The organism is Bacillus sp. GW823-FHT06B01, assembly GCF_058952315.1.
Map to the genome: position 1 here is coordinate 191,549 of NZ_JBXAHR010000002.1, position 23,134 is coordinate 214,682.

Genomic DNA, 23,134 nt, shown 5'->3' on the forward strand with positions numbered 1-23,134 from the left:
TTTCTGTTATCATAGTATAGCGGCTTCTTTTTTGCTATAATGGATTTGTTATGGACATAAAAAAGAAGTACGTACGAGTTTATCCTGATAAGTGAAGGGAAAGAATAACTTCACTACATCAAAAATGTATGATGATTACCAAAATAAGAAAAGATTCATATACTGTCTTATAGATAGGCCGTTGTATTAGTTCGAAATGTTGGAGGTTCTTTAAGATGACAGTTTACCATTTTGTAGGAATTAAAGGAACAGGAATGAGTTCATTAGCTCAAATTCTTCATGACATGAAGCATACTGTTCAAGGGTCTGATTATGAAAAGCGTTTCTTTACACAAACAGCGTTGGAAAAGCGTAATATCTCGATCCTTCCTTTTGATAAAAATAATGTAAAAGAAGGACAAGTGATTATTGCAGGAAATGCATTTCCTGATACGCATGAAGAAATCGTAGTAGCAAAAGAATTAAACATCCCAGTACATCGTTACCATCACTTCTTAGGTGATCTTATGAACCAATACACAAGTGTTGCTGTAACTGGTGCACATGGAAAAACATCAACAACTGGTTTGTTAGCCCATGTAATGCAAGGTGCACACCCTACATCTTACCTCATTGGAGATGGAACGGGGCATGGGGTAGAAAATAGTAAGTATTTTGTATTTGAAGCTTGTGAGTATCGTCGTCATTTCTTGTCTTACAATCCAGACTATGCAATTATGACAAACATTGATTTTGATCATCCAGATTATTTCTCAGATATCAATGATGTATTCAATGCATTCCAAGAGATGGCATTGCAAGTGAAAAAAGGTATTATTGCATGTGGAGATGATGAAGAACTTCAAAAAATTCAAGCGAAAGTACCTGTTATTTTCTATGGATTTGGAGAAGATAATGATTTCCAAGCACGTAACATTCAAAAGAGAACAGATGGTACTATTTTCGATGTATTCGTTCGTAATACGTACTATGACACGTTCAAAATTACAGGATACGGCAACCACAGCGTATTAAATGCATTAGCAGTAATCGCGCTTTGCCATTATGAAAACGTTGATGTAGAAGCAGTTAAGCATCAGTTAACAACTTTTGAAGGCGTAAAACGTCGCTTTAATGAAAAGCCAATGGGAGAGCAAGTTATTATCGATGACTACGCACACCATCCGACAGAAATTAATGCAACGATTGAAGCAGCTCGTCAAAAACATCCAGAGCGTGAAGTTGTCGCTGTATTCCAGCCGCATACATTCTCACGTACAGAAAAGTTCTTAGATGAGTTCGCTGAAAGCTTAAGCAAAGCTGACCAAGTATACTTATGTGATATTTTTGGATCAGCGCGCGAAAACAAAGGTGAATTAACAATCGAAGATCTGCAAAAGCGTATTGACGGTGCAGAACTAATTACAGATACAACAACGGATGTATTAAAGAAACATAAAAACGGCGTTCTCATTTTCATGGGCGCAGGAGACATCCAAAAATTCGAAGCAGCTTACGTAAAAGAAGTTCAAATTGCAGAGAAGTAAGAAAAAAGACGCATAGCGGTGGCTGTGCGTCTTTTTTGTTGTGTTCGATATATTTTAAAAAGCGTTGATATGTTGGTATTGTTTATTTTTTTGGTATAGTTGTTTTAATAAAACGATATAAATTGAACTGAAAAGTACATATCCGATTAAATAATAGAATGAAAACATATCGAATTGTTTTGTTATCATAATTCGAATAGCGAAAAAGCTGAATGGGAGAGCAATTAGCAGTCTTGAACTGATGAAAATAATTGTTTTAAAGTATTTTAATAAATCTATATTCCAATGGTTTTCTCTAAAGATAAACCAAATGTTGCTTGCAATAAAGGCTAGTAAAAATGGTAAATTAGCAGAAAAATTTATAAAACCGAGTACAATAGGCACTGATAAAGCGCCGAGTGGACCGATAGATAGGCCGGAATAATATTTAATAAATGTATTTGTAGATTGCTGTGCATCTTGAATAACATCTGTATATTCTCCTGCAATTTCCTTTGCTAATTCTTTTGGAGGAAGAAATTCTTCAATCACTTGTGAAGGAATGCTCGCTAATGGTATCCCTCCACTTTCTTTACATAATGCATTTTCATATAAATCCGATTTGATTTCTAGCACATGTTGTTCTCTTGCTGATATAGGTAAGTTCATTAAACCTTTGTTGAAATCCTGTAAGAAAGAAGTAATGAGTTCATTTGAAAAGAATTGTTCTTTGTTCATTTTTTATCCTCTCCTTTAGCTAGTAACATTAGAGCATGATACACTGCATCATAATCATGTAAGCGACTATGTAAAATTTCTCTCCCTTCATCTGTAATGCGATAGTATTTTCTTTTTGGACCATCACCGGACTCTTCCCAATAGGAAATAGCCCAATTGTTTTTCGTGATTCGATTTAATATAGGGTAAATCGAACCGTTCGGGATATGAAACACAGGGATATCTTGTAATGCACTTGTAATTTCGTATCCGTACATAGGTTGTTTACTTATTAAAGACAAAATAGCGAGATCAAAAACACCTTTACGTAATTGAATTATAAAATTATCATTTTTTTCCATACTTTAACTATATATGATTCATATCTAGATATCAATCATATATAGTTGTTGTTCTTATATCAAACCGAAAAAAAGTGTGAATATTTAACATTTTGCATCTATAAGTGTTAGAATAATAAGAAAACTAAAAGGGGCTAAAAAACATGTTCACACTTCGAGTAGATGACGAAATCGAATTACAGTTATTAGAGAAGCATCATAAAGAGGAACTATATCAATTAATAGACCAAAACCGTAATCATTTACGAAGATGGCTTCCTTGGGTAGATGGGACGAAATCTGCTGGTGCGTATGATGAGATTTGTCCGATGTGGTTAAAGAAGTTTGCAGAGGGAGACGGTTTTGAAAGTGGTATACGTTATAAAGGAAAGCTCGTTGGGATGGTAGGTATTCATCCAGTAAGTTGGGGGAAGAAAGCGGCAAGTCTCGGATATTATCTGGCAGAGGATGCTGGTGGGAAAGGTATTATGACGCGTAGCGTGAAAGCTGTACTTCACTATGCATTTGAGGATTTAAAATTAAATAAAATGGAAATTAGATGCGGTGTTGAAAATGTGAAAAGCCGCGCTATTCCAGAGCGTTTAGGTTTTAAGTTAGATGGTATTTTAAGAGATGATGAATGGCTATATGATCATTTTCACGATATCGCTGTATATAGTTTACTAGCTTCAGAGTGGAAGGAGATTCGATGAACGAGAAGATACGTATTATTCTGTATGAAAGTACGTTTCAAGATGAAGTAATAGATCTTATCGTGCATATTCAGCAAAAAGAGTACAATGTCCCCATTACGAAAGAAGAGCAGCCAGACCTACTTGAAATAGAAACATTTTATCAAAGGAATTATGGAAACTTTTGGGTTGCAACTTATGATGGGAAAGTAGTTGGAACAGTAGCTTTATTAGATATTGGGAACGATCAAGTAGCGCTAAGAAAAATGTTCGTAAAAAAAGAATTTCGCGGAAAAGAATGGGGCGCATCACATAAGTTGCTCCAAACAGCAATTTCGTGGGCTGAGAATAAAAAGCTGAAAGATATTTACTTAGGAACGACAGTGAAATTTTTAGCAGCGCATCGTTTTTATGAAAAGAATAATTTCAAAAGTGTGAGTATAGACGAGTTGCCAAAAAGTTTTCCGGTGTTGCAGGTGGATAAGAAATTTTATAGATATATTGTTTAGGAAGGTCATGTAAAAATGGCCTTTTTTTATGAACTAAAATGGAAAAAGTGGTATAATTTAGGTTAGGGGGTGCGTGTATGAACATTCCGATTCAAAGAAGTAAGTCGGTAGTAATTTTCGTTTGTCTCACGTTAGTTTTTATGTTCGTATATCCACTTGTCATGCTTTTCGCAAATAAAGAGCAGTGGATGTCAGCGTTAATTGGAATGGGTTTATGCTTCCTTGTAAATGTGCCACTCGTTTGGGAAGTATTTATTAAAAAGCATAAAGTAGAAAATGGTGTATTGAAGTACGGCATTTTAAATGATGATGTTGTATTAAAAGATATTAGAGTTGTTCGTCAAGTTGGAAAGTATCTTGAAATTACGACGAACGCATACAAAGTACATATGGTTGCGATGCCGCAACATATGAATGAATTCTTGGTGCTTATCGAGAAAGAAAATCCACATGTGAAAATAGAAATGGTAGGTAAGAAATGAAATATGTAAAACCTTTGTTTTGTTTGGAAATTTTGCTGGTGCTTGCTATTTGTACTAGAGTATATATGAAATGGGATCTGCCCTTATATGAACCGATATTAATAGGTACTATCGCAGTGGCGCTGTTATATTATTTTCATTTTCAGCAAACAAAAAACGAAAAAAGTAGCTCTATGTAGTTAGGAGGATTAGAAATGAAAAAAGTCCTTACGTTATTTTTACTTCTGCTAACCGCATCCGTTCTTTTAATAGGGTGTAGTGCGAAGAAGGAAAAGGCTGATATGAACTTTGAAAAGGCACAAAAGGTTGAGATTGAATCGCTTACAGATTCAAATGATAAAAAAGTAATTACCGATAAGAAAGAAATTGAAAAGCTGTTTGAAGTCATGAAAATGGATAAGTGGGAAATGCAGTCGGCTTCTTTAGATACTCCGCAAGGGAAAACATTTAAAATGTATCAAGAAGATACACCAAAATTATCGGAGTCGAGTAAAGATAAAAAGGAATTACATGAAATAGGTACGATGATAGTATATAAAGATGTCCCTTATGTTGAAGTTGAAATGAAAAATAAGAAGATGAGTTTTAAAGTGCCAGAAGATGTGGCGAAAGACTTATTAAAGTATTAAAAAAACGCTCGGAAAAATCCCGAGCGTTTTTATTATTATTTTAAGTTCTCTGGGTTTAAAGCTTCTAATTCAGGTACAACGAAGCGTCCGTCTTTACGTATTAGTACGTCGTCGAAGTAAATTTCGCCGCCGCCGTATTCAGGGCGTTGGATACATACTAAATCCCAGTGAATGTTCGAGTTGTTGCCGTTCCATGCATCGTCGTAAGCTTGTCCAGGAGTGAAGTGGAAGCTACCATCGATTTTTTCATCGAATAGGATATCTCCCATTGGATGTAAGATGTATGGGTTTACGCCGATTGCGAACTCACCAACGAAACGCGCGCCTTCGTCTGTATCGAAGATTTTGTTAATGCGCTCTGTATCGTTTGCAGTTGCTTCAACGATTTGACCGTTCTCAAATTTAAGTTGTACATTTTCAAATGTATAACCGTTGTAAGGAGATGGTGTGTTGTAAGAAACTGTACCGTTAACAGAATCGCGAACTGGTGCAGAGTATACTTCACCGTCTGGAATGTTTAAATGACCAGAGCATTTAATAGCTGGAATGTCTTTAATAGAGAATGTTAAGTCAGTTCCAGGACCAGTTAGGCGAACTTTATCTGTTTTATTCATTAATGTAACAAGGCTATCCATCGCCTTATCCATTTTACCGTAGTCTAAGTTACAAACTTCGAAGTAGAAGTCTTCGAAAGCTTCTGTGCTCATTTTAGCAAGCTGCGCCATAGAAGCATTTGGGTAGCGAAGAACAACCCAGCGCGTTTTCGGAACGCGGATGTCTCTATGAACTTTCTTACCAACTGTTTGACCGTGAATTTGCATTCTTTCACTTGGCACGTCAGCTTGTTCGTTAATGTTATCGCCAGAGCGAAGACCGATATAAGCGTCCATATCTTTCATTACGCTTGCTTCATATGCAGCGATTTGTTCAAAATGTTCTTCAGTAGCACCCATTAATAAAGAGCGATCTACTTGATGATCTTTTAAAGAAACGAATGGGAAACCACCAGCTGCATATGCTTCTTTTACAAGTGCAGTTACAAGTTCTTTTTGTAAGCCAAAGTTTTCAATTAATACTTTTTCGCCTTTTTGTAAGCGAATAGAGTAGTTAATTAAATTGTATGCTAACTTTTCAATGCGTGGATCTTTCATATGTAAAGCCTCCCTACTAATTATGTATCCTCTCCTATTGTAACCTACTTAGTGGAATTTGTTGAATCATTTATGTTAAAGTTAACGAATAAGTATGAAAATTCTAATGAAAAGATAGGGATTAGAACGAAACGGAAAATGATTGTATAATAGGAGAAAGTATGAAAAAGATAAAGGAAGTGATGAAATGCAAGTTCTTTTATATGTAAGTGCGGCTATTATCGCGGTTGCTTTCGCTGTATTAGTAGTATATGTATGCAGAACGTTGTTATCGGTTCAAAAGACGTTAGAAAATGTTGCAAGCACGTTAGAAGGTTTAGAAAAGCAAATGCAAGGGATTAGCGTAGAGACGGAGCAATTATTACATAAAACAAATGCGTTAGCTGATGACATTCAACAGAAGTCACAATCATTAAATAAAGTAGTATCGGGTGTAGATGGAATTGGAACGACAATCCATTCTTTAAATACGAAACTTCGTAATGTATCAGATTCTGTTACGGACGAAATTGAAAATAATGCCGATAAAGTAGCGCAAGTTGTACAGTGGAGTAGCGCAGCAATTGAAGTATACAATCATTATCGTGCGACAAGACAAGAGAAAAAGGTTGAAAAAGAAGAGCGTAAATTAGAAAGACTTGAGAAAAAATCTGAAAAGAAAGAGAAGCGCTCTAGACTTCGTATGAGAGGTGAATCGTGATGAATATGACAAAAGTTGAAACAATTGAAGAGCTTGAAGTATTAGTAGAAAAAAACGAACCTTATGTTCTTTTTAAACATAGTACGACATGCCCGATTAGTCACGGTGCATATACAGAATTTCAAGCGTATTGTAGTGAAGAAAGGGCAGTGCCAGCGTATTACTTATACGTACAAGATGCGAGAGATGTTTCGAATCGTGTTGCAGAACAGTACAGCATTAAACATGAATCTCCGCAAGTGTTATACATAAAAGATGGGATGGTAGTATGGAATACGTCTCATTGGAACATTAAAAAAGACGCTTTAGAAGAGAATATTAAGTAAAAAGAAGCAAGCTAAAGGTGCTTGCTTCTTTTTTTTGTTTTTGTTGAAATATATTTAATGGTACACTGTTAATAGTTCAAATTAAATAACTAGATTGTTGAAAGTAGGTTTTAAGTAATGAAGAAAATGGCATTATCCTTCGCGGTCGTAAGTTTATTACTGGGAGCTTGTAGTAATAATACGATTAGTAAGAAGGATGAAGTTATACAGAAGGATACGAAAGAAAAAAGCATGATCCCGAGAACTGCTGTTTCGAAAGATTATTATAGAACTGTAATTCCTTTAAAAGAACAAAAGGTTATAAATACAGCTAATATAAAAACAAATTCTAAATTAGATTTAGCAGAGTATGAAAATGGTTTAATGAATATTGCAAAAGAGCAATTTGATACAGAAAGTCATGTACTGCAATTAAATCAATATATTCCAGAGAAGTTAGTTGATGAATTAGTCGCAAAAGTAGAAGCGCCAGTTTTGACGAATATTATAGAACAAGACTATTTCGGAAAACAGAATTCAAACGAACTAAGTTTATCTGGTGTTATGATCGGTTTAGCCATGTCTTCAAGTGTATCGAATGAAGAAGCTATGTCTAAGGGTACTGAAGTTGCCAAGCAACTTATTGAAGCGATTAATAAAAATGACAAGTATAATAAGTCTCCAATTACGTTTGCTATCTTTAAGCAAGAAAGTACAAGTTCTTTAAAAAATGGAACGTATATTGCTAGTGCTACCGTTCAAAAGAATGATACGAACCTTGGAAATTGGAGTACGATCGATGAACAAGCGTATTCATATCCTTCTGATGAATTTAAACAAGCACATGGAGAAGATAATACAAAAATAACTGACTTTGCTGATGCGATGAAAGGTTTTTCTACTGGAGACTTTATCCCAGTAAATGCTAAGGTTTCTTATAAGAAAAATCAAATGGATACATTAAATATGAATATTGTTATTAAATATAACGGTAAAACAGAATTAATGGCTCTTACCCAGCTGGCTGCTCAAAGTATGTTAGAAAAATTACCTAAAGATGCGAAAGTACAATTGCAGATAAAGTCTGAGAGTAAAATCGAGGCAATTATTATAAAAGAGAAAAACAGCGAAAAACCGTTTGTTTCCTTCTTATAAAAAAAGACAGTGTTTAAACTGTCTTTTTTTATTGTAAGTGAAAATGTACGAGGGGAAAGAGCGACGCGTAATACGCTTCATGTTTCTGCTGTGCCGATTTTAAAGAAAGAAGCATAATTTACCTGTCGTTGTCGATATAACGCATTCTACAGGGTGATGTGACCTTCTATTGCCAGCCCAGATCCAGCGCGTATCAAATGAATATCATTGTCGGTTTCTGTCGGTAAGTCGATATATATAAATCGCCGATATAAATTTCATTTACTAACGTACGGCTTAATATACAGTTTGTACTCATGAGATATCTATTTTTTTACAAAAAATGCCCTTTTTTTCATAAAAAATACGAAAATACGAGAAAAGAAGCGAATTTTTTCGAAACTTTTGCGGGAAAATATTGTATGAGCCTGCGTTTTTATCGTATCATTAGTAAAAGGAAGAACTCGGGACGATTGGTGGCATCTGCAAATAGAGTTGATGTCTTTTTTTCATTCAAGTAACCGATACATAAAAATAGATAACAAAAATAGAAGGAGTGTGCGATGAGATGAACGTAACAATTTATGATGTAGCGCGTGAAGCAAACGTTTCAATGGCTACCGTATCACGCGTTGTGAACGGTAATCCAAATGTAAAGCCTACAACAAGAAAGAAAGTATTAGAAGCAATTGATCGTTTAGGGTACCGCCCAAATGCGGTAGCACGTGGACTAGCAAGTAAGAAGACAACTACAGTAGGTGTTATTATTCCTGATATCTCAAATACGTTTTATGCAGAACTTGCTCGTGGAATTGAAGATATCGCAACAATGTACAAATATAACATCATTTTAAGTAACTCTGACCAAAACAAAGAGAAAGAGTTCCATTTATTAAATACGATGCTTGGAAAACAAGTGGACGGAATTGTTTTCATGGGTGAAGATATTACAGACATTCACATTGAAGAATTCAAAAAGTCTCCAGTACCGATCGTATTAGCAGCGTCATTTGATGAGCAAAATGAAACGCCATCAGTAAATATTGATTATACGCAAGCAGCTTACGACGCAATGAAGCACTTTATTGAGCAAGGGCATACGCGTATCGGTTTCGTCTCTGGTCCTTTCATTAATAAAGCGGGAAGCGCGAAGAAGTTACAAGGTTATAAAAAAGCTTTAGAAGAAGCAGGTATTTCATATGATGAAAATCTTATAATCGATGGAGATTACACATATGATTCAGGTATCGAAGCATTCGAAAAGCTTTGGAGCAGTGATGAAAAGCCAACAGCAATCTTCGTATCTTCTGACGAAATGGCACTAGGTGTAATCCATGCAGCACAAGACGCTGGATTAAACGTACCAACTGATGTAGAAGTACTTGGTTTCGATAATACACGCCTTGCATTAATGGTTCGTCCGCAACTTTCAACAGTTGTACAACCAATGTATGATATCGGTGCAGTAGCAATGCGTCTATTAACAAAGTATATGAACAAAGAAAAAGTGGAAGATCACACTGTTATCTTACCTCACCGCATCCAATTTAGAGATTCAACGAAATAAGTATAAAAAAGCTCACAGCAATTGCTGTGAGCTTTTATTCGTATTCAGGGTAGTATGCTTTTACTACGGTATCTACCTTTTCATTTTTCTTAACGTGTAAAAATCTTGCGTACAATTCTTTTCCCGTTTCAAATGGTGTATCGTCTAATTCAAACACATGCAATACTTTTCGAAACGTACACGTCACTTGCTCACCGTACATATTATCGTACGATTCTTCAGAGTTTATAGCTATCTTTTCACCTAATTCGTGAGCTTCCTCTATACTGTTTGCCTTAACAAGAATAATACTTTCTTCAAAAAGTGTATTGTGACTTTCTTCATAATGCTCATCAATTTTCGTAGGATGAGGCTCACCAGAATGAACAGATTCAAACAATAATTTTACAGCGTACATATTATGCTGCATGTTTCACCTTATAAATAATACTTGCGACAAGCGAAGCAGGTATTGTAAATACGTTACTTTGATAATGATAATGTATTTGGGATTCTTCATAAGACATGTTGTCATATAGTTCATTTTGTGACACGTTCAGTTTTTTCTGTTTTGTCTTTAATATCTTAATATAGTTATACTGTATTGGGACGAGAATGATGAAATAGGCTAATACGATTAGTGAAATCCAAATCATATGAACACTCCCTTATAAAGAATATTTATATATGGTAATTCTATCAATTTATACGAAAAATATCCATTTGTTTCTAGTGGTCAATTTCCCTTCCAAAATGCCATTGTTCCTTGTTATATGTCACATAAGTGCAAATTTAACTATTATAGTGCAATGTCATGTATAATAGAAAGAAAAGGCTTGTGAGGGGGGAGAAGAGATGATCGTTCTTTGGATAATTACGCTTTGTATGACTGCTATTTTTGCATATATGACGCTAAAACAAAATGGCTTAAAGCGATTTGTTCCAGGAAGTATTCTTGCAGGAATTGCCCTTATCACGTATGTAATTTCTATTTTTATTGAAAGTGTATCAGTGGACATGAGCACAAATTTAATGTTCATGGGTATTACACTATTTGCAGGTAGTATTATGGTACTTATGGTTGCAGGTATTATTTTATTTATTCATATGAATTCGGAAACGTTATAGCATATAGAAAAGGCATGTCCCGAGGGGCATGCCTTTTTATCCGTTCAATTATGCTCTATCTTTAGAAGAATTTTGTTGTTTTAATAAGTCGCGAATTTCGCTAAGAAGAACTTCTTCTTTTGTTGGTTCTGGAATTTCTTCTGTCTTTTCTTCTTCTTCTCTTTTAGATGTTAGCTTGTTGAACACTTTAACGAACATAAAGATAGAAGCTGCAATAATTAAGAAATCAAAAATAGTTTGGATGAAGTTACCATACATAACAGCAGATTTACCATATCCAAAATGTAAATCTGTAAAGTTAACGCCACCTAATACCATACCAAGTAATGGTGTGATAATATCTTTTACTAAAGAACTAACGATTTTACCAAATGCAGCACCGATTACAACCCCGACAGCTAAATCGATTACATTCCCTTTGAATGCGAACTTTTTAAACTCGTTCCACATGTGTTAATCCCATCCTTTCCACGATTCAATATGAAATTTATAATTCCTATCAACATATTCTATAGAAATTTGTGAGAGAAATAAAGGGGAAATGGGAATGAAAGTAAATTCTGAAAAATGTATCCGTTTTAATTTTTGTTTACATTCTCCAATAGAGATTGCAGCAGTTGCTGCGTTTTTAATCCTTCTAATCCATCTACAACAGGCTTTGTATCTCCTTGTACACATTCAATAAAATGATGAACAGCATCTTCAAAACCACGTTGTTTTAACGTCGTATCCCATGATTGTGAACCAATCTGAGAAACTGCATTTTCCTGCTCAACTTCAAATGTGTTCATATTTTTTACGCGAATGATTTTACCTGTCGTTACAAGTTCAATTTGTTCTAAATTTGTACCGGCGTGGCGATGCATTGCGGTAGAAAGTAACAGTCCACTTGGCGTTGTATATGTGTGATGTCCGTAAAGAAGTTCATTCTTTTCATTTATTTGCATCATATTATGAACGACGTTAAGATCATCATTAGCTAACCAGCGAGCAGTATCTACAATATGTAAGTAATCATCTAACATAGTAAAGTCATACGTATATGGCCCCACTTTATTTGTGCGGTGTTTTTCAATTCGAACCCATGAAATATTATGAGCTTGCTCTTTTGCAGCAACATACATAGGAACGAATCGGCGATTAAATCCGACCATTAACTTTCTGTTATGCTTTTCGCTCAACTCGACTAGTTGCTCAGCTTGTTCCACTGTAGCTGCTAGCGGCTTATCAACATAAACGTCAATTCCTTTTTTCAGAAGTTCAGAAACGATTTCATAATGTGTAGCAGTTGAACTATGGACGAAGATTGCATCACATTCTGAAGCTAACGTTTCAATAGAATGAAAGTCTTGAATGCGGTATTGTTGGCAAACTTGTTTCCTTTTCTCCGCGTTAGGTGTAAACGCCCCTACAAAATTCCAATCTGTTTCTTTTGTAAGTGTTGGAAGATAGGCCTTTTGCGCAATACTTCCAAGTCCAATCATCCCAATTTTAGGTTTATTCATATGTATTCCCACCCTATTCATATTGATATAACGGGTTAAATGTAGCATAGAGCGGGGGAGGATGGCAAAAATTAGCTTTTACTTATATCCTTCTAGCAAAATCTTTTCTATCTCTTTAAAGTTATGAGCATGTTGCAATGGAGGGAACATCATTATTGTCATGCATATCGGAATCTGTAAAAAAGATATATAAGGTAATTTATGTTAAAATATAAAAATTGATAAAGCGTCTGTGTCAAAACGCACGATAGTTTGAGAGGGAGTGCTAGATTTTTGGGGCTGAATTAAAGGATAATAAATCAAACAAGGCTTTAAAGGTTGGAACTAATATCATACTTGTTTTATTACTAATAGGTGCAGTACAAATGTTTTATGATAAAGATTATACAAATGATCATTTCGGTGGGTTATTTATAATGGTCTTTTTTGGAATTAAAATAATTTCTAATTTTATGATGAGTATAAAAGAAGGAGATAAAAAGTCGATATTCATTGATGTAGGTTTGATGATTTTTTTGTTCTTCTTGTTGTTTCTAGTGTGAAATACTTCTTTTGAAAAAAGCTCATAGTCTTATAGAGACTGTGAGCTTTCCTTAATAATAACGGTACTAATGTAGCAATTTATAAAATGTTCGAGTAGTAGAAGTAAACTGAGCAGCTTCTTCCAAAAAGGGATAATGGTTACTCTCTTCAAATGTCACAAAAATAGAATTGCGTATGCCCTCATGCATCTCGATAGAATACTGAATCGGGCACTGCACATCGTGTCTTCCGCATATAATAAGCGTCTTTGTTTTCATAGAAGGTAAATGTTCTCGTAAATTAAATGTTGGATATTCGTGAGAGAAAGCGTTCATCCGGCTAGCAGACATTGTTTTTTTGATTGGTTTACAAAAATAAGAGTTGTAGTTTTCAGGTTTATACAATGATAATTTTGTTCTCTCAGTAGATAGTTCTTTCCGTTCTTCACTTGTAAGGTGAGGGCTTTTTAAATTTTCGATGAGATGTTGCATATAATGAAATTGTGGATGTTCTGGATGATAAATACAAAAAGGTGTTTCGGTGTAGTTGCTTGCTGCGGCTCCGACGATGACTAATGATTGTAAGGAATTTGGATATGTAATCGTATATAAAAGTCCAAGCATACCGCCTGTTGAGTGGCCAGCGAAATGCCATGTTGGGAGTTGTAAAGCTTCCCGTATTGCTTCTAAGTCGTGAACTGTTTCAATCATACTTAATTCGTTTTCTGCCTTGGCTTTTGCAGAGTTACCAGCGTTTCGTAAATTAATGAGCAATACACGATGCGTAGCAGTGAAAACATTCGCAAAGTAATCACCAGTTTCATTAAATTGTGAATAGTGATGTGTAATGCAAAGCGGTTCGCCACTGCCTTTAGTAAAAAGCTCGAATGTGCCGCGTTTCGTATTGATCATTTGTTGTGTCCACATAATATCACGACCTGTTCTCATAAAAGTTGGACCATTTAATTATGAAATAAAATATATCAGCGATTTTTGAAATATATCGGCGGTTATTAAAATATATCAGCGCATCTCAAGATATATCGACTTACCGACAGAAACCGACAATAATAGCAAGCTATAAATAAAAGGAGGCTATTCAAAAACGAGCCTCCTTTTTCTTTAGTACAAAGATTTTGTCATATTATTCCGAATAATTTCAAGAGATTTCGTTACAGTTAATGCGTTCTTTTCTTCAATTTCTGGTTTACGGGGGATCGGTTTATACATGTTGTCTGGATCTTCCCATGTGAGGGGAAGTTCTGTTTCAGCTTGTCCTTTCCAAGCGTCAATCCATTCTGGAGGGAGATAACCTGAGATGTTTTGGATGTTGTTCATTTCGAGCCAAATGAGTGCCCAAGCTCTTGGGACGACGCGCCAGTGGTCATAGCCACCACCGCCGACAGCGATCCAGCGACCTTCGCAATATTCATTAGCGATTTCGCGAGCGAGCTTCGGTATTTCACGGTAAATATTCATCGTGGCGCAAAGGTGTGTAAGTGGGTCATAATAATGTGCGTCAGCGCCATTTTGCGTTAAAATAATATCCGGTTTAAAGTATGCGGCAACTTCTTTTACGACAGTTCGATATGAATTTAAAAACGATTCGTCTTCTGTAAAGGCATCGAGTGGAACGTTAAAAGAATAACTATAGCCATTACCTTGTCCGCGTTCATTTACAGCACCAGTTCCAGGGAATAAATAACGCCCAGTTTCATGTAGTGAAATGGTGCATACGTTAGGATCGTCGTAAAAAGACCACTGTACACCATCACCGTGATGAGCATCTGTATCAATATATAAAACACGTAAACCGTATTTTTTCTGTATATATTTCATTGCGATGGAACTATCGTTATAAATACAAAAGCCAGATGCCTTGCCGCGGAAGCCATGATGTAAGCCACCGCCTAAATTAAGCGCGTGTTTTACTTTCCCGGAAAGAACAGCGTCGACAGCAGTTAACGTACCGCCAACGAGTAATGCGCTTGCTTCGTGCATATTTGGAAACATCGGTGTATCTTCTGTTCCGAGTCCATATGTCATCGCAATTGATTTTTCTAACTTACCTTCTCCAGCACGTTTTACCGCATTTATGTACTCCTCTGTATGAACGTAGGCGATCTCTTCATCTGTAGCCATCCGTGGTGAGATGACTTGGGAGGGAGAGATAAAACCGCCCTTTTGTAATAAATCATACGTGAGTGTGACGCGCAGTTGGTTAAAAGGATGATCAGGGCTAAACGAATAGCCCCGAAAGTCATCCGAATAAATAAATGCGCTACTCATGCTTGCATCCCCATAATATTCGGCCATAATACGCGGTAGCCTTCTGCTTCAAGTGCATCAATCACTTTTAGCGGATTCATCGTTTGAATGCGGAAAACGAGTACTTTATCATTCTCATCTTTTGCTGGGTAGACGAGAACGCTCACGATATTTATTTGCAAATCACTAAAAATAGCAACGACTTTTCCAAGAATACCAGGTTCGTTTTTTACTTGAATTTCAATTTGTGAACTTGGTTGATGTGCTCCTGTTAATTTCACTAACGTGTGCAGTACAGTAGATTCAGAAATGATTCCAACTAGCTTGCCAGCCTTTGTAACAGGGAGACAGCCAATTTTATTTTCAAAAAATAAAGTAGCAATTTCTTCAACGAAATCGAGAGGATGGCAAGTCATAACAGGATGTTTCATAATAAGTTCAAGTGGTTGCTTCAGCATATCGAGTGAAACTTGTTCATCTAAAATAGACGGACTTGCATCCCTTACATCCCGATCAGAAATAATGCCTACGACATGATTATTTTGATCGACAATTGGAATGTGCCGAATGCCTTTCGTGCGTATCGTTCGGATTGCTGTTTCGATTGTATCGTTTGGATGTAGTGTCACTACATCTTGATTCATAATTTCTTCTACAATCATTCCAGTTGCCCCCTTTATTAATACATAAAACGATTGTGAAAACGTAGACGATCAAATGCTTGAATAGAATCCGTATCAACGCGTTTCCCGATGCGGACCATTAAACAGTTAGCAGGATGTGAACAAATTTCAGGATCATCTGTAGCCATCCATTGTAAGCCACCGGCATTCATCATCTTTTCCATTACTTTTCGGTACTCCCAAACATTTAAGCCTGTTTGTTTTAAATCCCAGTGCCAATAATATTCAGTCGTCAATATAATGTAATCTTCCATATGATCGTCCATCATTGAAACTTCTAATAAGTTCTTTCCGACAGCGCAACCGCGGAAGGCGGGGACAACTTCAATCGCCCCGAGTTCAATTAAGTTTTCCATTTTTCCTTCTGACCATCGTTCGAGTGGATCAGGATACAAGTATGTAACATATCCAACAATCGTTTGGTCATGTCTTGCAATAATGAGACGAGCTTCTGGTAATTTAGAAATTTCGACAATTGCTTTATATTGCTGCTCGGCAGGACGAAACGCAACTAAATCTGGATGAAATTCATACATTTCTAAGTTATGTGTAGAGACAGGACCTTCAATAATTAAAGTGCCTTTCGCTGTTTTTAAGTTTCTAGCATTATATATTTTTTTATGAATCAATGTATTGCTCACCACCTTGAGGGTTTGTGAATCTATTAATATCGTACTTTATAATATATGCGATGTGAATCGAAATTTGTCATTAAAAATTTGTCTAAAAATCAACAAATATACTGAAAATTTTAAATAATATCATTATAATAGATAATAGAATACATAGGAGGGGGATGTAAAGTATGAAAGTAGAAACGCTTCCTGTCATTAAAGGAGAAAATAATTTGCCGAATTATGATGAGGCATACGCGAATTTTAACTGGGAAGAGGTTAATAAAAACTTTACTTGGAATGAAACAGGCCGAGTAAATATGGCGTATGAGGCAATTGATAAGCATGCGAAATCCGATCGTAAAAATAAAGTAGCCCTTTATTATCAAGATGGATCGCGAAAAGAGAAATATACATTTAAGGAAATGAAGGATTTTTCTAATAAAGCAGGAAACGTCCTGAAAAATTATGGCGATGTAGAAAAAGGCGATCGCGTTTTTATTTTTATGCCGCGTTCTCCAGAATTATATTTCGCACTTCTTGGTGCAGTGAAATTAGGGGCAATCGTAGGTCCGCTATTTGAAGCGTTTATGGAAGGCGCAGTTCGCGATCGTTTAGAAGATAGCGAAGCAAAGGTGTTAATTACAACTCCTGAATTGTTAGAGCGCGTACCATTAAATGATTTACCTGCTTTAAAAACAGTCTTCCTTGTTGGAGATAATGTAGAAGAAGGCGGTAAAACGGTAGCGTTCAATCCTTTATTTGAACAAGCTTCAAAAGAATTACATATCGAATGGTTAGGCCGTGAAGACGGTTTGATTCTACATTACACATCTGGTTCTACTGGTAAACCAAAAGGTGTGCTTCATGCGCAAAATGCAATGGTTCAGCACTATCAAACGGCGAAATGGGTATTAGATTTAAAAGAAGATGATGTATATTGGTGTACAGCTGACCCAGGCTGGGTAACTGGAACGGCTTACGGTATTTTCGCACCGTGGTTAGTTGGAGCATCCAATGTTATTTTAGGTGGACGCTTTAGCCCAGAAGCGTGGTATGAAGCACTGCAAGATTACGGTGTAACAGTTTGGTACAGTGCGCCAACAGCGTTCCGTATGTTAATGGGAGCTGGACAAGACGCAATTAAAAAATATGATTTATCACAAGTTCGTCACGTATTAAGCGTTGGTGAACCGTTAAATCCAGAAGTAATTCGCTGGGGTATGAACGCGTTTGGACTTCGTATTCATGATACGTGGTGGATGACAGAAACAGGTGGACAAGTTATTTGTAACTACCCTTGTATGGAAATCCGTCCAGGTTCAATGGGTAAACCAATTCCAGGTGTGAAAGCAGCGATTGTTGATAATGAAGGAAATGAAGTTCCTCCATACACAATGGGTAACTTAGCAATTGGTAAAGGTTGGCCAGCGATGATGCGTGGAATCTGGAATAACCAGCAAAAGTATGAATCTTACTTTATGCCGGGAGATTGGTACGTATCAGGTGACTCTGCTTATATGGATGAAGATGGATACTTCTGGTTCCAAGGGCGTATTGATGATGTAATTATGACGTCAGGTGAGCGAGTTGGTCCGTTTGAAGTAGAAAGCAAATTAATCGAGCATGCTGCTGTTGCAGAGGCTGGTGTAATTGGTATTCCTGATCCAGTGCGCGGAGAAATCATTAAAGCATTTATCGCGCTTCGAGCAGGATACGAACCATCTGATGAATTAAAAGAAGAGATTCGTCAATTTGTAAAGAAAGGCCTAGCAGCTCATGCAGCGCCAAGACAAATTGAATTTAGAGATAAATTACCGAAAACGAGAAGTGGTAAAATTATGCGCCGCGTATTAAAAGCGTGGGAATTAAACTTACCAACAGGTGACTTATCAACGATGGAAGATTAAGAGAGGAAGGTCTGAACGAAATAACGTTCAGGCCTTTCTTTTTTTATGGTATCATAAACTTATATATACGAGTTAAAGGGGAGAAGAAAATGAAAACAGAAAAAGAAAAGATGATACTTGGGGAAATGTACATACCAGCTGATCCTGTTTTGATTCAAGAGAGGGAGCAAGCTCGTATACTAACGAGAAAATTAAATGAAACACCAGAAGTGCATTTAAAAGAGCGTAGCGAAATTGTAAAAGAATTATTCGGAACGACTGGAGATAACATTCATCTTGAATCTTCTTTCAGATGTGATTATGGCTATAACATTCACGTTGGTGAAAATTTTTACGCGAACTTTGACTGTACAATTTTAGACGTATGCCCGGTGACAATCGGAGTGAACTGTATGTTAGCTCCAGGAGTTCACATTTATACAGCAACACACCCGCTTGATCCAGTAGAGCGTATAAGTGGATCAGAATACGGAAAACCAGTTACAATTGGCGATAACGTATGGATTGGCGGAAGAGCAATTATTAATCCAGGTGTAAAAATTGGAGACAATGCGGTGATCGCATCGGGTGCTGTTGTAACGAAAGATGTGCCGGACAATGTAGTAGTTGGCGGAAATCCTGCAAAGATTATTAAAAAAATAAAATAATATTTGAACGAAGCGCCTTCCTCGTCTGTATACATTTATGAAAGAATAGATGAGGGAGGCTTTTTTATGTCTAATAAATTACTTCTTGCTTTTGCTTTACTTGGAATTATAGTCGTATTTTCTTGTGGTTTGCTATTACCGATGCCAATCGGATTTAAAGTATCAATGATTACAGCTGGGGTTATGATGATTGTTATGTTTTCAATCATTATTCCGTTTGATAGAAAACATATAGTACGGAAAAAAGGATATAAAATTGATTTTACAAAAACAAAAGTGTATTTTCGCTGGAATGTATTTGATACGATTTCGGCTTGTCTTGCAGTGTATGCATGTATATGTGTGCAAGCATTAAATATTTTAGTTTCAACGGGACAGACAATTCAAAACCCGTATGTTCAATTTTTTACGAATCAATCACAAGTATGGATTATTGTCGCAAGTTGCTATTTAATTTCCCGCATTTCATTAACGTTAAAAGGAATAAAGGAGATCAAAAATTATGGCGCAGATTGGGATTGAGGAGGAACTCATGCTTGCGTATCAAAATGGAGATAAACAGGCGGGAGAAAAACTATATGTTTTGATCAAACCAGCGCTATACACATTTTTATATCGATTTAACCGAGATGAACAATTAAGTATCGACCTTGTGCAAGATACGTTTTTGACGTTAGAGCGTAAGAAACATATGTATGAACTTGAAAAAGGTAAAATAAAAACGTATTTATTTCAAATTGGTTATCGTCTTATGATTAATAAATTAAATAGAAGAAAAAAGTGGCGTACGCTTTTGCCGTTTTTAGTGCCGATCCAGGAAAAAGAATTTTCTCACGAAGATCGGCTCACAGTAAGAGAAGCAATTTTGAAAGTTTCGGAAGAGCAACGAGCTGTCCTTATTCTTTCTTATTATCATGATATGCAGCAAAAAGAAATTGCAGAGATATTAAACATTCCGATTGGAACAGTGAAATCGAGAATCCATAATGGAATAAAGAAATTGAAACAATTGCTGGAGGTGGATGAAATTGAGCGAAAATCCCTTTAAGAGTGAATATAAATTAAAACAGCATTTAGATAGTGACCATGTAGAAATACCGGGCTTTCCAAAAAAGGTAAGTCGCTTCGATCGATTAATCAGATTTCTTGGTTCCCCAGCGAAAGATCCTGTGGAGGCGACGATTGGGAATGATTTATCTGTTGTGTTTCATGTATCGTTAATAGTTGGAGTTCCACTTCTTTCTCTTATTACGATACTCTTTGCGACGTTGTAAAGGATTGGCAAGAAGAGAAACCCGACCTCTATTTGACACGTCTATATAAATGATGGTATAAAGAAAAGTATATGAATAATTGAGCGTGGAAAGGGAGAAGTAGTGATCATTTCCCTGTTTTAGAGAGCTGATGGCCGGTGAAAATCAGCACATAGATGATCGCGAATTACGCCCCTAGAGCATCTTTTTTCGATTGAATTGTATTCAAAAGGGAAAAGACGGTGCTAAGCCGTTATGTAAATAAGGTGGTAGGCTTTTTTTTGCCTGCAACTAGGGTGGTAACGCGATAATCAAAATCGTCCCTTATTTAAAGGGGCGATTTTTTTATGTTTTCAACCTTCACGCCAGTAATGAACTTAAAGGAGAGTATGTAGGATATGGGTATTTTACAAGATCTTGAATTTCGCGGTCTAATTAATCAGCAAACAGACGCTGAGGGACTTGAGCAATTATTAGAAAAAGAAAGCGTTAAATTATACTGTGGTTTCGATCCGACAGCGGATAGCTTACACATCGGTCATATGTTACCAGTATTAATGTTACGTCGCTTCCAATTAGCTGGTCACCAACCGATTGCACTTGTTGGCGGTGGTACTGGTATGATCGGTGACCCAAGTGGTAAAAAAGCAGAACGTACATTAAATACGAAAGATACAGTTGCTTACTACACAGAAAGCATTAAAAACCAACTTTCAAACTTCTTAGAGTTTGAAAACGTGGACAACCCAGCAACAATGGCTAACAACTATGACTGGCTTGGTAACTTAGATGTCATTTCATTCTTACGCGATATCGGTAAAAACTTCGGTTTAAACTATATGTTAGCAAAAGATACAGTAGCATCTCGTTTAGATACTGGTATTTCATTCACTGAGTTTAGTTATATGATTTTACAATCATACGACTTCTTAAACTTATACCAAAACCATAATTGCCGCTTGCAAATCGGTGGTAGTGACCAATGGGGTAACATTACAGCTGGTCTTGAATTAATCCGTAAATCAGAAGAAGATGCGAAAGCATTCGGTTTAACAATTCCACTAGTTACGAAATCTGACGGTACGAAGTTTGGTAAAACAGAAGGCGGCGCAATTTGGTTAGACCCAGAAAAAACAACTCCTTACGAGTTCTACCAATTCTGGATTAACACAGATGACCGCGACGTTGTAAAATACTTAAAATACTTCACATTCTTATCTCATGAAGAAATTCTTGAGCTTGAAAAGCAAGTAGCTGAAGCACCAGAAAAACGTGCAGCACAAAAAGCGTTAGGTTCTGAAATGACAAAACTTGTTCACGGCGAAGAAGCATTAGAGCAAGCGATTAAAATTTCAGCTGCATTATTCAGCGGTTCTGTAGCAGAATTGACTGCAAGCGAAATCGAACAAGGATTCAAAGACGTACCATCTGTAGAACGTACTGCAGAAGATACAGTATTAATCGACTTACTTGTAGAAAGCAAAATCTCTCCATCAAAACGTCAAGCACGTGAAGATGTAACGAATGGTGCAATCTACGTAAACGGTGAGCGTACACAAGCATTAGACTACGTTGTAACAGAAAACGACCGCATCGAAGGTAAATTCACAATCATTCGTCGCGGTAAAAAGAAATATTTCTTAATTCGTTACTAATCAGAAACGAATATAAACAAATAGTACCCCGAATTGTAGGCTGAAAAGTTTATGATTCGGGGTTTTTATGTGTGAATTTAGATTACCTTACGAGTTCTTGTAAATAGAATATGAAGAATTAATACGAGCATATAAAGTAAGCTAATGAGCATAACAATAAATGCTGTTGGATAAAATTTTGCCGCATATATAAAGAAATCTATTTGATAAATATCTTGGTAATTTGAAACGGTGCCTTTGAAGTAATTCGTAAACTTGGCACTATATTTCCATTCATCAGGATCATCTATTAAATTACTTCCCTGATACCAATTAATAAGTGCGGAAGTAATAAACAGCATACATGCACTACCCAATTGAACCATTTGGTTTATTGTCAAAATGAATCAACCTCCTATTTTATGGTTATTATAGCGTGCATTCATATTTCTGTAACCTTTTTGTTGTAATCTCCTTTTCGAGTTCATACGGAAATCACATGTAAGCGGTATGATAAATGTATAACAAATAGAAAGGAGTGGTAAAACAAAATGTCACTAGAAGCGCTCATTATTTTTTCTTTGCTAAACGCGGGTCAGCTTGCAGAGAATTCGAAGGTGGATGTACATAAAGAGCAGAAAGATGCTTATGTATATGTTCAAAAAGAGGAAAATAAATAATTTTAATATATATAAATAAAAGCTACTCGAAGTAACTGTTTTAGTTGTCTTCGGTAGCTTTTTACACTATGAATAGATAGGAATTAATTCTCGTTTAAAATCTTCGTACATTTCAAAGGCAATTTTCATGATTTCTTTGAGTTCTTCGTAACTGTGGTAATATAGCACGGGTACTTTTTCCGTGTCATTTGATAACAATCGTATAAATATGTCCCATGGGTCTCCAGCTCTAACTTCACCGTTATGACATGCCTCCCAAATCAATTCAGCAACACCATATTTTAAGCTGATGTTGAATCTAAAGGTGTAGACACCTTTGTTTTTTACTTCTCCTACAATAAAAAAGTCTTCTTTTTTATTGTAACGAGCTTTATAGCCAAGGGACTCGAATACTTCAATCGCTTTTTCATTTTCATAGTTTTCAAATGTATTTTCTCTATCAGAAAATTTTTCTGATAAGAATTTGTATCTTTCTACAAAGTCAATTTTCTTAAGTACCTCTTTAATTTCGGGTTCTACATCATACGCCATCAATTATTCCTCCCTAAATCGAATCTCAATAGCATATTTACCTTTTAGT

At 36.1% G+C, this 23,134-nt stretch carries 32 protein-coding genes, 1 pseudogene and 1 other annotated feature; of the genes and pseudogenes, 20 read left to right on the forward strand and 13 right to left on the reverse strand.

The genetic code is table 11. The features are described 5' to 3' along the window. The first annotated feature begins 215 nt into the window (after positions 1-215). A complete protein-coding gene (murC, locus tag AC1Q8N_RS07955) occupies positions 216-1,526 on the forward strand; it encodes a UDP-N-acetylmuramate--L-alanine ligase (RefSeq protein WP_098068777.1) in 1,311 nt (436 codons plus the stop codon). Positions 1,527-1,580: 54 nt separating this feature from the next. Here murC and AC1Q8N_RS07960 read toward each other — a convergent pair whose 3' ends face one another. After that, complete coding sequence (locus AC1Q8N_RS07960; RefSeq protein WP_098048120.1) at positions 1,581-2,243, reverse strand: hypothetical protein; 663 nt, start codon at positions 2,241-2,243, stop codon at positions 1,581-1,583. Further along, positions 2,240-2,584 (reverse strand): PadR family transcriptional regulator, encoded by a 345-nt coding sequence (locus AC1Q8N_RS07965; protein WP_048544504.1) that lies wholly within the window; start codon positions 2,582-2,584, stop codon positions 2,240-2,242. Before AC1Q8N_RS07965 ends, AC1Q8N_RS07960 begins: the two co-directional genes overlap by 4 nt. Before the next feature lie 143 nt (positions 2,585-2,727). Here AC1Q8N_RS07965 and AC1Q8N_RS07970 point away from each other — a divergent pair, with 143 nt between their 5' ends. The 5 genes from AC1Q8N_RS07970 to AC1Q8N_RS07990 all read left to right on the forward strand — a co-directional run bounded on the left by AC1Q8N_RS07970 (position 2,728) and on the right by AC1Q8N_RS07990 (position 4,875). After that, positions 2,728-3,276, forward strand: a complete 549-nt coding sequence (locus tag AC1Q8N_RS07970; RefSeq protein WP_048544503.1) for a GNAT family N-acetyltransferase — start codon at positions 2,728-2,730, stop codon at positions 3,274-3,276. Then, positions 3,273-3,764: a GNAT family N-acetyltransferase gene (locus AC1Q8N_RS07975; RefSeq protein ID WP_493521160.1), complete on the forward strand. Its 492-nt coding sequence runs from the start codon at positions 3,273-3,275 to the stop codon at positions 3,762-3,764. The genes AC1Q8N_RS07970 and AC1Q8N_RS07975 overlap by 4 nt, the downstream gene beginning before the upstream one ends. A gap of 77 nt (positions 3,765-3,841) precedes the next feature. Further along, positions 3,842-4,246: a PH domain-containing protein gene (locus AC1Q8N_RS07980; protein WP_493521161.1), complete on the forward strand. Its 405-nt coding sequence runs from the start codon at positions 3,842-3,844 to the stop codon at positions 4,244-4,246. Beyond that, positions 4,243-4,425, forward strand: a complete 183-nt coding sequence (locus tag AC1Q8N_RS07985; RefSeq protein WP_048544498.1) for a hypothetical protein — start codon at positions 4,243-4,245, stop codon at positions 4,423-4,425. The genes AC1Q8N_RS07980 and AC1Q8N_RS07985 overlap by 4 nt, the downstream gene beginning before the upstream one ends. A gap of 15 nt (positions 4,426-4,440) precedes the next feature. After that, on the forward strand, positions 4,441-4,875 hold the full coding sequence (locus AC1Q8N_RS07990; protein ID WP_098642619.1) for a hypothetical protein: 435 nt from the start codon (positions 4,441-4,443) through the stop codon (positions 4,873-4,875). Between the two features lie 35 nt (positions 4,876-4,910). Here AC1Q8N_RS07990 and AC1Q8N_RS07995 read toward each other — a convergent pair whose 3' ends face one another. Beyond that, on the reverse strand, positions 4,911-6,026 hold the full coding sequence (locus tag AC1Q8N_RS07995) for an aminopeptidase (protein WP_048544494.1): 1,116 nt from the start codon (positions 6,024-6,026) through the stop codon (positions 4,911-4,913). Between the two features lie 187 nt (positions 6,027-6,213). Between AC1Q8N_RS07995 and AC1Q8N_RS08000 the strand changes: the two genes are divergently transcribed. The 5 genes and pseudogenes from AC1Q8N_RS08000 to ccpA all read left to right on the forward strand — a co-directional run bounded on the left by AC1Q8N_RS08000 (position 6,214) and on the right by ccpA (position 9,732). After that, entirely contained in the window at positions 6,214-6,726 is a 513-nt protein-coding gene (locus tag AC1Q8N_RS08000; RefSeq protein WP_098642620.1) for a DUF948 domain-containing protein, read from the forward strand. Further along, positions 6,726-7,052, forward strand: a complete 327-nt coding sequence (gene ytxJ / locus AC1Q8N_RS08005; protein WP_001057490.1) for a bacillithiol system redox-active protein YtxJ — start codon at positions 6,726-6,728, stop codon at positions 7,050-7,052. The genes AC1Q8N_RS08000 and ytxJ overlap by 1 nt, the downstream gene beginning before the upstream one ends. 117 nt (positions 7,053-7,169) lie before the next feature. Continuing rightward, positions 7,170-8,186 (forward strand): CamS family sex pheromone protein, encoded by a 1,017-nt coding sequence (locus tag AC1Q8N_RS08010; RefSeq protein ID WP_098642621.1) that lies wholly within the window; start codon positions 7,170-7,172, stop codon positions 8,184-8,186. 54 nt (positions 8,187-8,240) lie between these two features. Beyond that, positions 8,241-8,340, forward strand: a pseudogene (locus AC1Q8N_RS08015) (hypothetical protein); the annotation flags it as partial. A 393-nt stretch (positions 8,341-8,733) separates the two neighbouring features. After that, a complete protein-coding gene (ccpA, locus tag AC1Q8N_RS08020) occupies positions 8,734-9,732 on the forward strand; it encodes a catabolite control protein A (protein WP_001103309.1) in 999 nt (332 codons plus the stop codon). Positions 9,733-9,766: 34 nt separating this feature from the next. Here the strand turns inward: ccpA and AC1Q8N_RS08025 are convergent, their stop codons facing one another. Together AC1Q8N_RS08025 and AC1Q8N_RS08030 are read right to left on the reverse strand one after the other, a co-directional pair. Beyond that, the gene (locus AC1Q8N_RS08025; RefSeq protein WP_142330298.1) at positions 9,767-10,129 is read right to left on the reverse strand and encodes a DUF4288 domain-containing protein; all 363 of its coding nucleotides are present in this window, start codon (positions 10,127-10,129) and stop codon (positions 9,767-9,769) included. 1 nt (position 10,130) lies between these two features. Continuing rightward, positions 10,131-10,367 (reverse strand): DUF3949 domain-containing protein, encoded by a 237-nt coding sequence (locus tag AC1Q8N_RS08030; RefSeq protein WP_046956179.1) that lies wholly within the window; start codon positions 10,365-10,367, stop codon positions 10,131-10,133. A 199-nt stretch (positions 10,368-10,566) separates the two neighbouring features. On the opposite strand from AC1Q8N_RS08030, the gene AC1Q8N_RS08035 reads away from it, so the two are divergent. Then, complete coding sequence (locus AC1Q8N_RS08035; RefSeq protein WP_098642623.1) at positions 10,567-10,839, forward strand: DUF3917 domain-containing protein; 273 nt, start codon at positions 10,567-10,569, stop codon at positions 10,837-10,839. A gap of 48 nt (positions 10,840-10,887) precedes the next feature. On the opposite strand, the gene mscL is transcribed toward AC1Q8N_RS08035, so the two are convergent. Together mscL and AC1Q8N_RS08045 are read right to left on the reverse strand one after the other, a co-directional pair. Further along, a complete protein-coding gene (gene mscL / locus AC1Q8N_RS08040) occupies positions 10,888-11,289 on the reverse strand; it encodes a large conductance mechanosensitive channel protein MscL (RefSeq protein ID WP_000267007.1) in 402 nt (133 codons plus the stop codon). Positions 11,290-11,417: 128 nt separating this feature from the next. Then, complete coding sequence (locus AC1Q8N_RS08045) at positions 11,418-12,344, reverse strand: Gfo/Idh/MocA family protein (RefSeq protein ID WP_098847244.1); 927 nt, start codon at positions 12,342-12,344, stop codon at positions 11,418-11,420. 269 nt (positions 12,345-12,613) lie between these two features. Between AC1Q8N_RS08045 and AC1Q8N_RS08050 the strand changes: the two genes are divergently transcribed. Beyond that, on the forward strand, positions 12,614-12,886 hold the full coding sequence (locus AC1Q8N_RS08050) for a hypothetical protein (protein ID WP_098076391.1): 273 nt from the start codon (positions 12,614-12,616) through the stop codon (positions 12,884-12,886). 66 nt (positions 12,887-12,952) lie between these two features. Here AC1Q8N_RS08050 and AC1Q8N_RS08055 read toward each other — a convergent pair whose 3' ends face one another. The 4 genes from AC1Q8N_RS08055 to acuA form a co-directional block, all read right to left on the reverse strand. After that, positions 12,953-13,813 carry an alpha/beta fold hydrolase gene (locus AC1Q8N_RS08055; RefSeq protein ID WP_098577170.1) on the reverse strand — a complete coding sequence of 287 codons (861 nt, stop codon included), beginning with the start codon at positions 13,811-13,813 and terminating at the stop codon, positions 12,953-12,955. A gap of 174 nt (positions 13,814-13,987) precedes the next feature. Beyond that, complete coding sequence (gene acuC / locus AC1Q8N_RS08060) at positions 13,988-15,154, reverse strand: acetoin utilization protein AcuC (RefSeq protein ID WP_098048111.1); 1,167 nt, start codon at positions 15,152-15,154, stop codon at positions 13,988-13,990. Next, positions 15,151-15,795: an acetoin utilization AcuB family protein gene (locus AC1Q8N_RS08065; RefSeq protein ID WP_000634566.1), complete on the reverse strand. Its 645-nt coding sequence runs from the start codon at positions 15,793-15,795 to the stop codon at positions 15,151-15,153. Before AC1Q8N_RS08065 ends, acuC begins: the two co-directional genes overlap by 4 nt. 17 nt (positions 15,796-15,812) lie before the next feature. Then, complete coding sequence (gene acuA / locus AC1Q8N_RS08070; RefSeq protein ID WP_048544470.1) at positions 15,813-16,445, reverse strand: acetoin utilization protein acetyltransferase AcuA; 633 nt, start codon at positions 16,443-16,445, stop codon at positions 15,813-15,815. A 176-nt stretch (positions 16,446-16,621) separates the two neighbouring features. On the opposite strand from acuA, the gene acsA reads away from it, so the two are divergent. From acsA to tyrS, 6 genes are all read left to right on the forward strand, one after another. Beyond that, positions 16,622-18,340, forward strand: a complete 1,719-nt coding sequence (acsA, locus tag AC1Q8N_RS08075) for an acetate--CoA ligase (RefSeq protein ID WP_046956190.1) — start codon at positions 16,622-16,624, stop codon at positions 18,338-18,340. A gap of 89 nt (positions 18,341-18,429) precedes the next feature. Beyond that, the gene (locus AC1Q8N_RS08080; protein ID WP_493521162.1) at positions 18,430-18,987 is read left to right on the forward strand and encodes a maltose acetyltransferase domain-containing protein; all 558 of its coding nucleotides are present in this window, start codon (positions 18,430-18,432) and stop codon (positions 18,985-18,987) included. 66 nt (positions 18,988-19,053) lie between these two features. Continuing rightward, positions 19,054-19,509: a hypothetical protein gene (locus AC1Q8N_RS08085; RefSeq protein ID WP_098642626.1), complete on the forward strand. Its 456-nt coding sequence runs from the start codon at positions 19,054-19,056 to the stop codon at positions 19,507-19,509. Beyond that, positions 19,490-20,035, forward strand: a complete 546-nt coding sequence (locus AC1Q8N_RS08090; protein WP_048544463.1) for an RNA polymerase sigma factor — start codon at positions 19,490-19,492, stop codon at positions 20,033-20,035. Before AC1Q8N_RS08085 ends, AC1Q8N_RS08090 begins: the two co-directional genes overlap by 20 nt. Further along, on the forward strand, positions 20,016-20,261 hold the full coding sequence (locus AC1Q8N_RS08095) for a hypothetical protein (RefSeq protein ID WP_001293791.1): 246 nt from the start codon (positions 20,016-20,018) through the stop codon (positions 20,259-20,261). The genes AC1Q8N_RS08090 and AC1Q8N_RS08095 overlap by 20 nt, the downstream gene beginning before the upstream one ends. 77 nt (positions 20,262-20,338) lie before the next feature. Then, positions 20,339-20,568, forward strand: a binding site (T-box leader). Positions 20,569-20,638: 70 nt separating this feature from the next. After that, the gene (gene tyrS, locus AC1Q8N_RS08100; RefSeq protein WP_000512075.1) at positions 20,639-21,895 is read left to right on the forward strand and encodes a tyrosine--tRNA ligase; all 1,257 of its coding nucleotides are present in this window, start codon (positions 20,639-20,641) and stop codon (positions 21,893-21,895) included. Positions 21,896-21,972: 77 nt separating this feature from the next. Here the strand turns inward: tyrS and AC1Q8N_RS08105 are convergent, their stop codons facing one another. Continuing rightward, positions 21,973-22,275: a YjdJ family protein gene (locus AC1Q8N_RS08105; protein ID WP_000154637.1), complete on the reverse strand. Its 303-nt coding sequence runs from the start codon at positions 22,273-22,275 to the stop codon at positions 21,973-21,975. Between the two features lie 150 nt (positions 22,276-22,425). On the opposite strand from AC1Q8N_RS08105, the gene AC1Q8N_RS08110 reads away from it, so the two are divergent. After that, positions 22,426-22,554, forward strand: coding sequence for a hypothetical protein (locus AC1Q8N_RS08110; protein ID WP_000050944.1), 129 nt, complete (start codon positions 22,426-22,428; stop codon positions 22,552-22,554). Positions 22,555-22,620: 66 nt separating this feature from the next. On the opposite strand, the gene AC1Q8N_RS08115 is transcribed toward AC1Q8N_RS08110, so the two are convergent. Continuing rightward, positions 22,621-23,085 (reverse strand): hypothetical protein, encoded by a 465-nt coding sequence (locus AC1Q8N_RS08115; RefSeq protein WP_098152760.1) that lies wholly within the window; start codon positions 23,083-23,085, stop codon positions 22,621-22,623. Positions 23,086-23,134: the final 49 nt, after the last annotated feature.

Excerpts from the sequence above, each read along its gene's own strand:
- murC (WP_098068777.1), top strand. The coding sequence starts at position 216 with ATGACAGTTTACCATTTTGTAGGAATTAAAGGAACAGGAATGAGTTCA.
- AC1Q8N_RS07960 (WP_098048120.1), bottom strand. The coding sequence starts at position 2,243 with ATGAACAAAGAACAATTCTTTTCAAATGAACTCATTACTTCTTTCTTA.
- AC1Q8N_RS07965 (WP_048544504.1), bottom strand. The coding sequence starts at position 2,584 with ATGGAAAAAAATGATAATTTTATAATTCAATTACGTAAAGGTGTTTTT.
- AC1Q8N_RS07970 (WP_048544503.1), top strand. The coding sequence starts at position 2,728 with ATGTTCACACTTCGAGTAGATGACGAAATCGAATTACAGTTATTAGAG.
- AC1Q8N_RS07975 (WP_493521160.1), top strand. The coding sequence starts at position 3,273 with ATGAACGAGAAGATACGTATTATTCTGTATGAAAGTACGTTTCAAGAT.
- AC1Q8N_RS07980 (WP_493521161.1), top strand. The coding sequence starts at position 3,842 with ATGAACATTCCGATTCAAAGAAGTAAGTCGGTAGTAATTTTCGTTTGT.
- AC1Q8N_RS07985 (WP_048544498.1), top strand. The coding sequence starts at position 4,243 with ATGAAATATGTAAAACCTTTGTTTTGTTTGGAAATTTTGCTGGTGCTT.
- AC1Q8N_RS07990 (WP_098642619.1), top strand. The coding sequence starts at position 4,441 with ATGAAAAAAGTCCTTACGTTATTTTTACTTCTGCTAACCGCATCCGTT.
- AC1Q8N_RS07995 (WP_048544494.1), bottom strand. The coding sequence starts at position 6,026 with ATGAAAGATCCACGCATTGAAAAGTTAGCATACAATTTAATTAACTAC.
- AC1Q8N_RS08000 (WP_098642620.1), top strand. The coding sequence starts at position 6,214 with ATGCAAGTTCTTTTATATGTAAGTGCGGCTATTATCGCGGTTGCTTTC.
- ytxJ (WP_001057490.1), top strand. The coding sequence starts at position 6,726 with ATGAATATGACAAAAGTTGAAACAATTGAAGAGCTTGAAGTATTAGTA.
- AC1Q8N_RS08010 (WP_098642621.1), top strand. The coding sequence starts at position 7,170 with ATGAAGAAAATGGCATTATCCTTCGCGGTCGTAAGTTTATTACTGGGA.
- ccpA (WP_001103309.1), top strand. The coding sequence starts at position 8,734 with ATGAACGTAACAATTTATGATGTAGCGCGTGAAGCAAACGTTTCAATG.
- AC1Q8N_RS08025 (WP_142330298.1), bottom strand. The coding sequence starts at position 10,129 with ATGTACGCTGTAAAATTATTGTTTGAATCTGTTCATTCTGGTGAGCCT.
- AC1Q8N_RS08030 (WP_046956179.1), bottom strand. The coding sequence starts at position 10,367 with ATGATTTGGATTTCACTAATCGTATTAGCCTATTTCATCATTCTCGTC.
- AC1Q8N_RS08035 (WP_098642623.1), top strand. The coding sequence starts at position 10,567 with ATGATCGTTCTTTGGATAATTACGCTTTGTATGACTGCTATTTTTGCA.
- mscL (WP_000267007.1), bottom strand. The coding sequence starts at position 11,289 with ATGTGGAACGAGTTTAAAAAGTTCGCATTCAAAGGGAATGTAATCGAT.
- AC1Q8N_RS08045 (WP_098847244.1), bottom strand. The coding sequence starts at position 12,344 with ATGAATAAACCTAAAATTGGGATGATTGGACTTGGAAGTATTGCGCAA.
- AC1Q8N_RS08055 (WP_098577170.1), bottom strand. The coding sequence starts at position 13,813 with ATGAGAACAGGTCGTGATATTATGTGGACACAACAAATGATCAATACG.
- acuC (WP_098048111.1), bottom strand. The coding sequence starts at position 15,154 with ATGAGTAGCGCATTTATTTATTCGGATGACTTTCGGGGCTATTCGTTT.
- AC1Q8N_RS08065 (WP_000634566.1), bottom strand. The coding sequence starts at position 15,795 with ATGATTGTAGAAGAAATTATGAATCAAGATGTAGTGACACTACATCCA.
- acsA (WP_046956190.1), top strand. The coding sequence starts at position 16,622 with ATGAAAGTAGAAACGCTTCCTGTCATTAAAGGAGAAAATAATTTGCCG.
- AC1Q8N_RS08080 (WP_493521162.1), top strand. The coding sequence starts at position 18,430 with ATGAAAACAGAAAAAGAAAAGATGATACTTGGGGAAATGTACATACCA.
- AC1Q8N_RS08085 (WP_098642626.1), top strand. The coding sequence starts at position 19,054 with ATGTCTAATAAATTACTTCTTGCTTTTGCTTTACTTGGAATTATAGTC.
- AC1Q8N_RS08090 (WP_048544463.1), top strand. The coding sequence starts at position 19,490 with ATGGCGCAGATTGGGATTGAGGAGGAACTCATGCTTGCGTATCAAAAT.
- tyrS (WP_000512075.1), top strand. The coding sequence starts at position 20,639 with ATGGGTATTTTACAAGATCTTGAATTTCGCGGTCTAATTAATCAGCAA.
- AC1Q8N_RS08110 (WP_000050944.1), top strand. The coding sequence starts at position 22,426 with ATGTCACTAGAAGCGCTCATTATTTTTTCTTTGCTAAACGCGGGTCAG.
- AC1Q8N_RS08115 (WP_098152760.1), bottom strand. The coding sequence starts at position 23,085 with ATGGCGTATGATGTAGAACCCGAAATTAAAGAGGTACTTAAGAAAATT.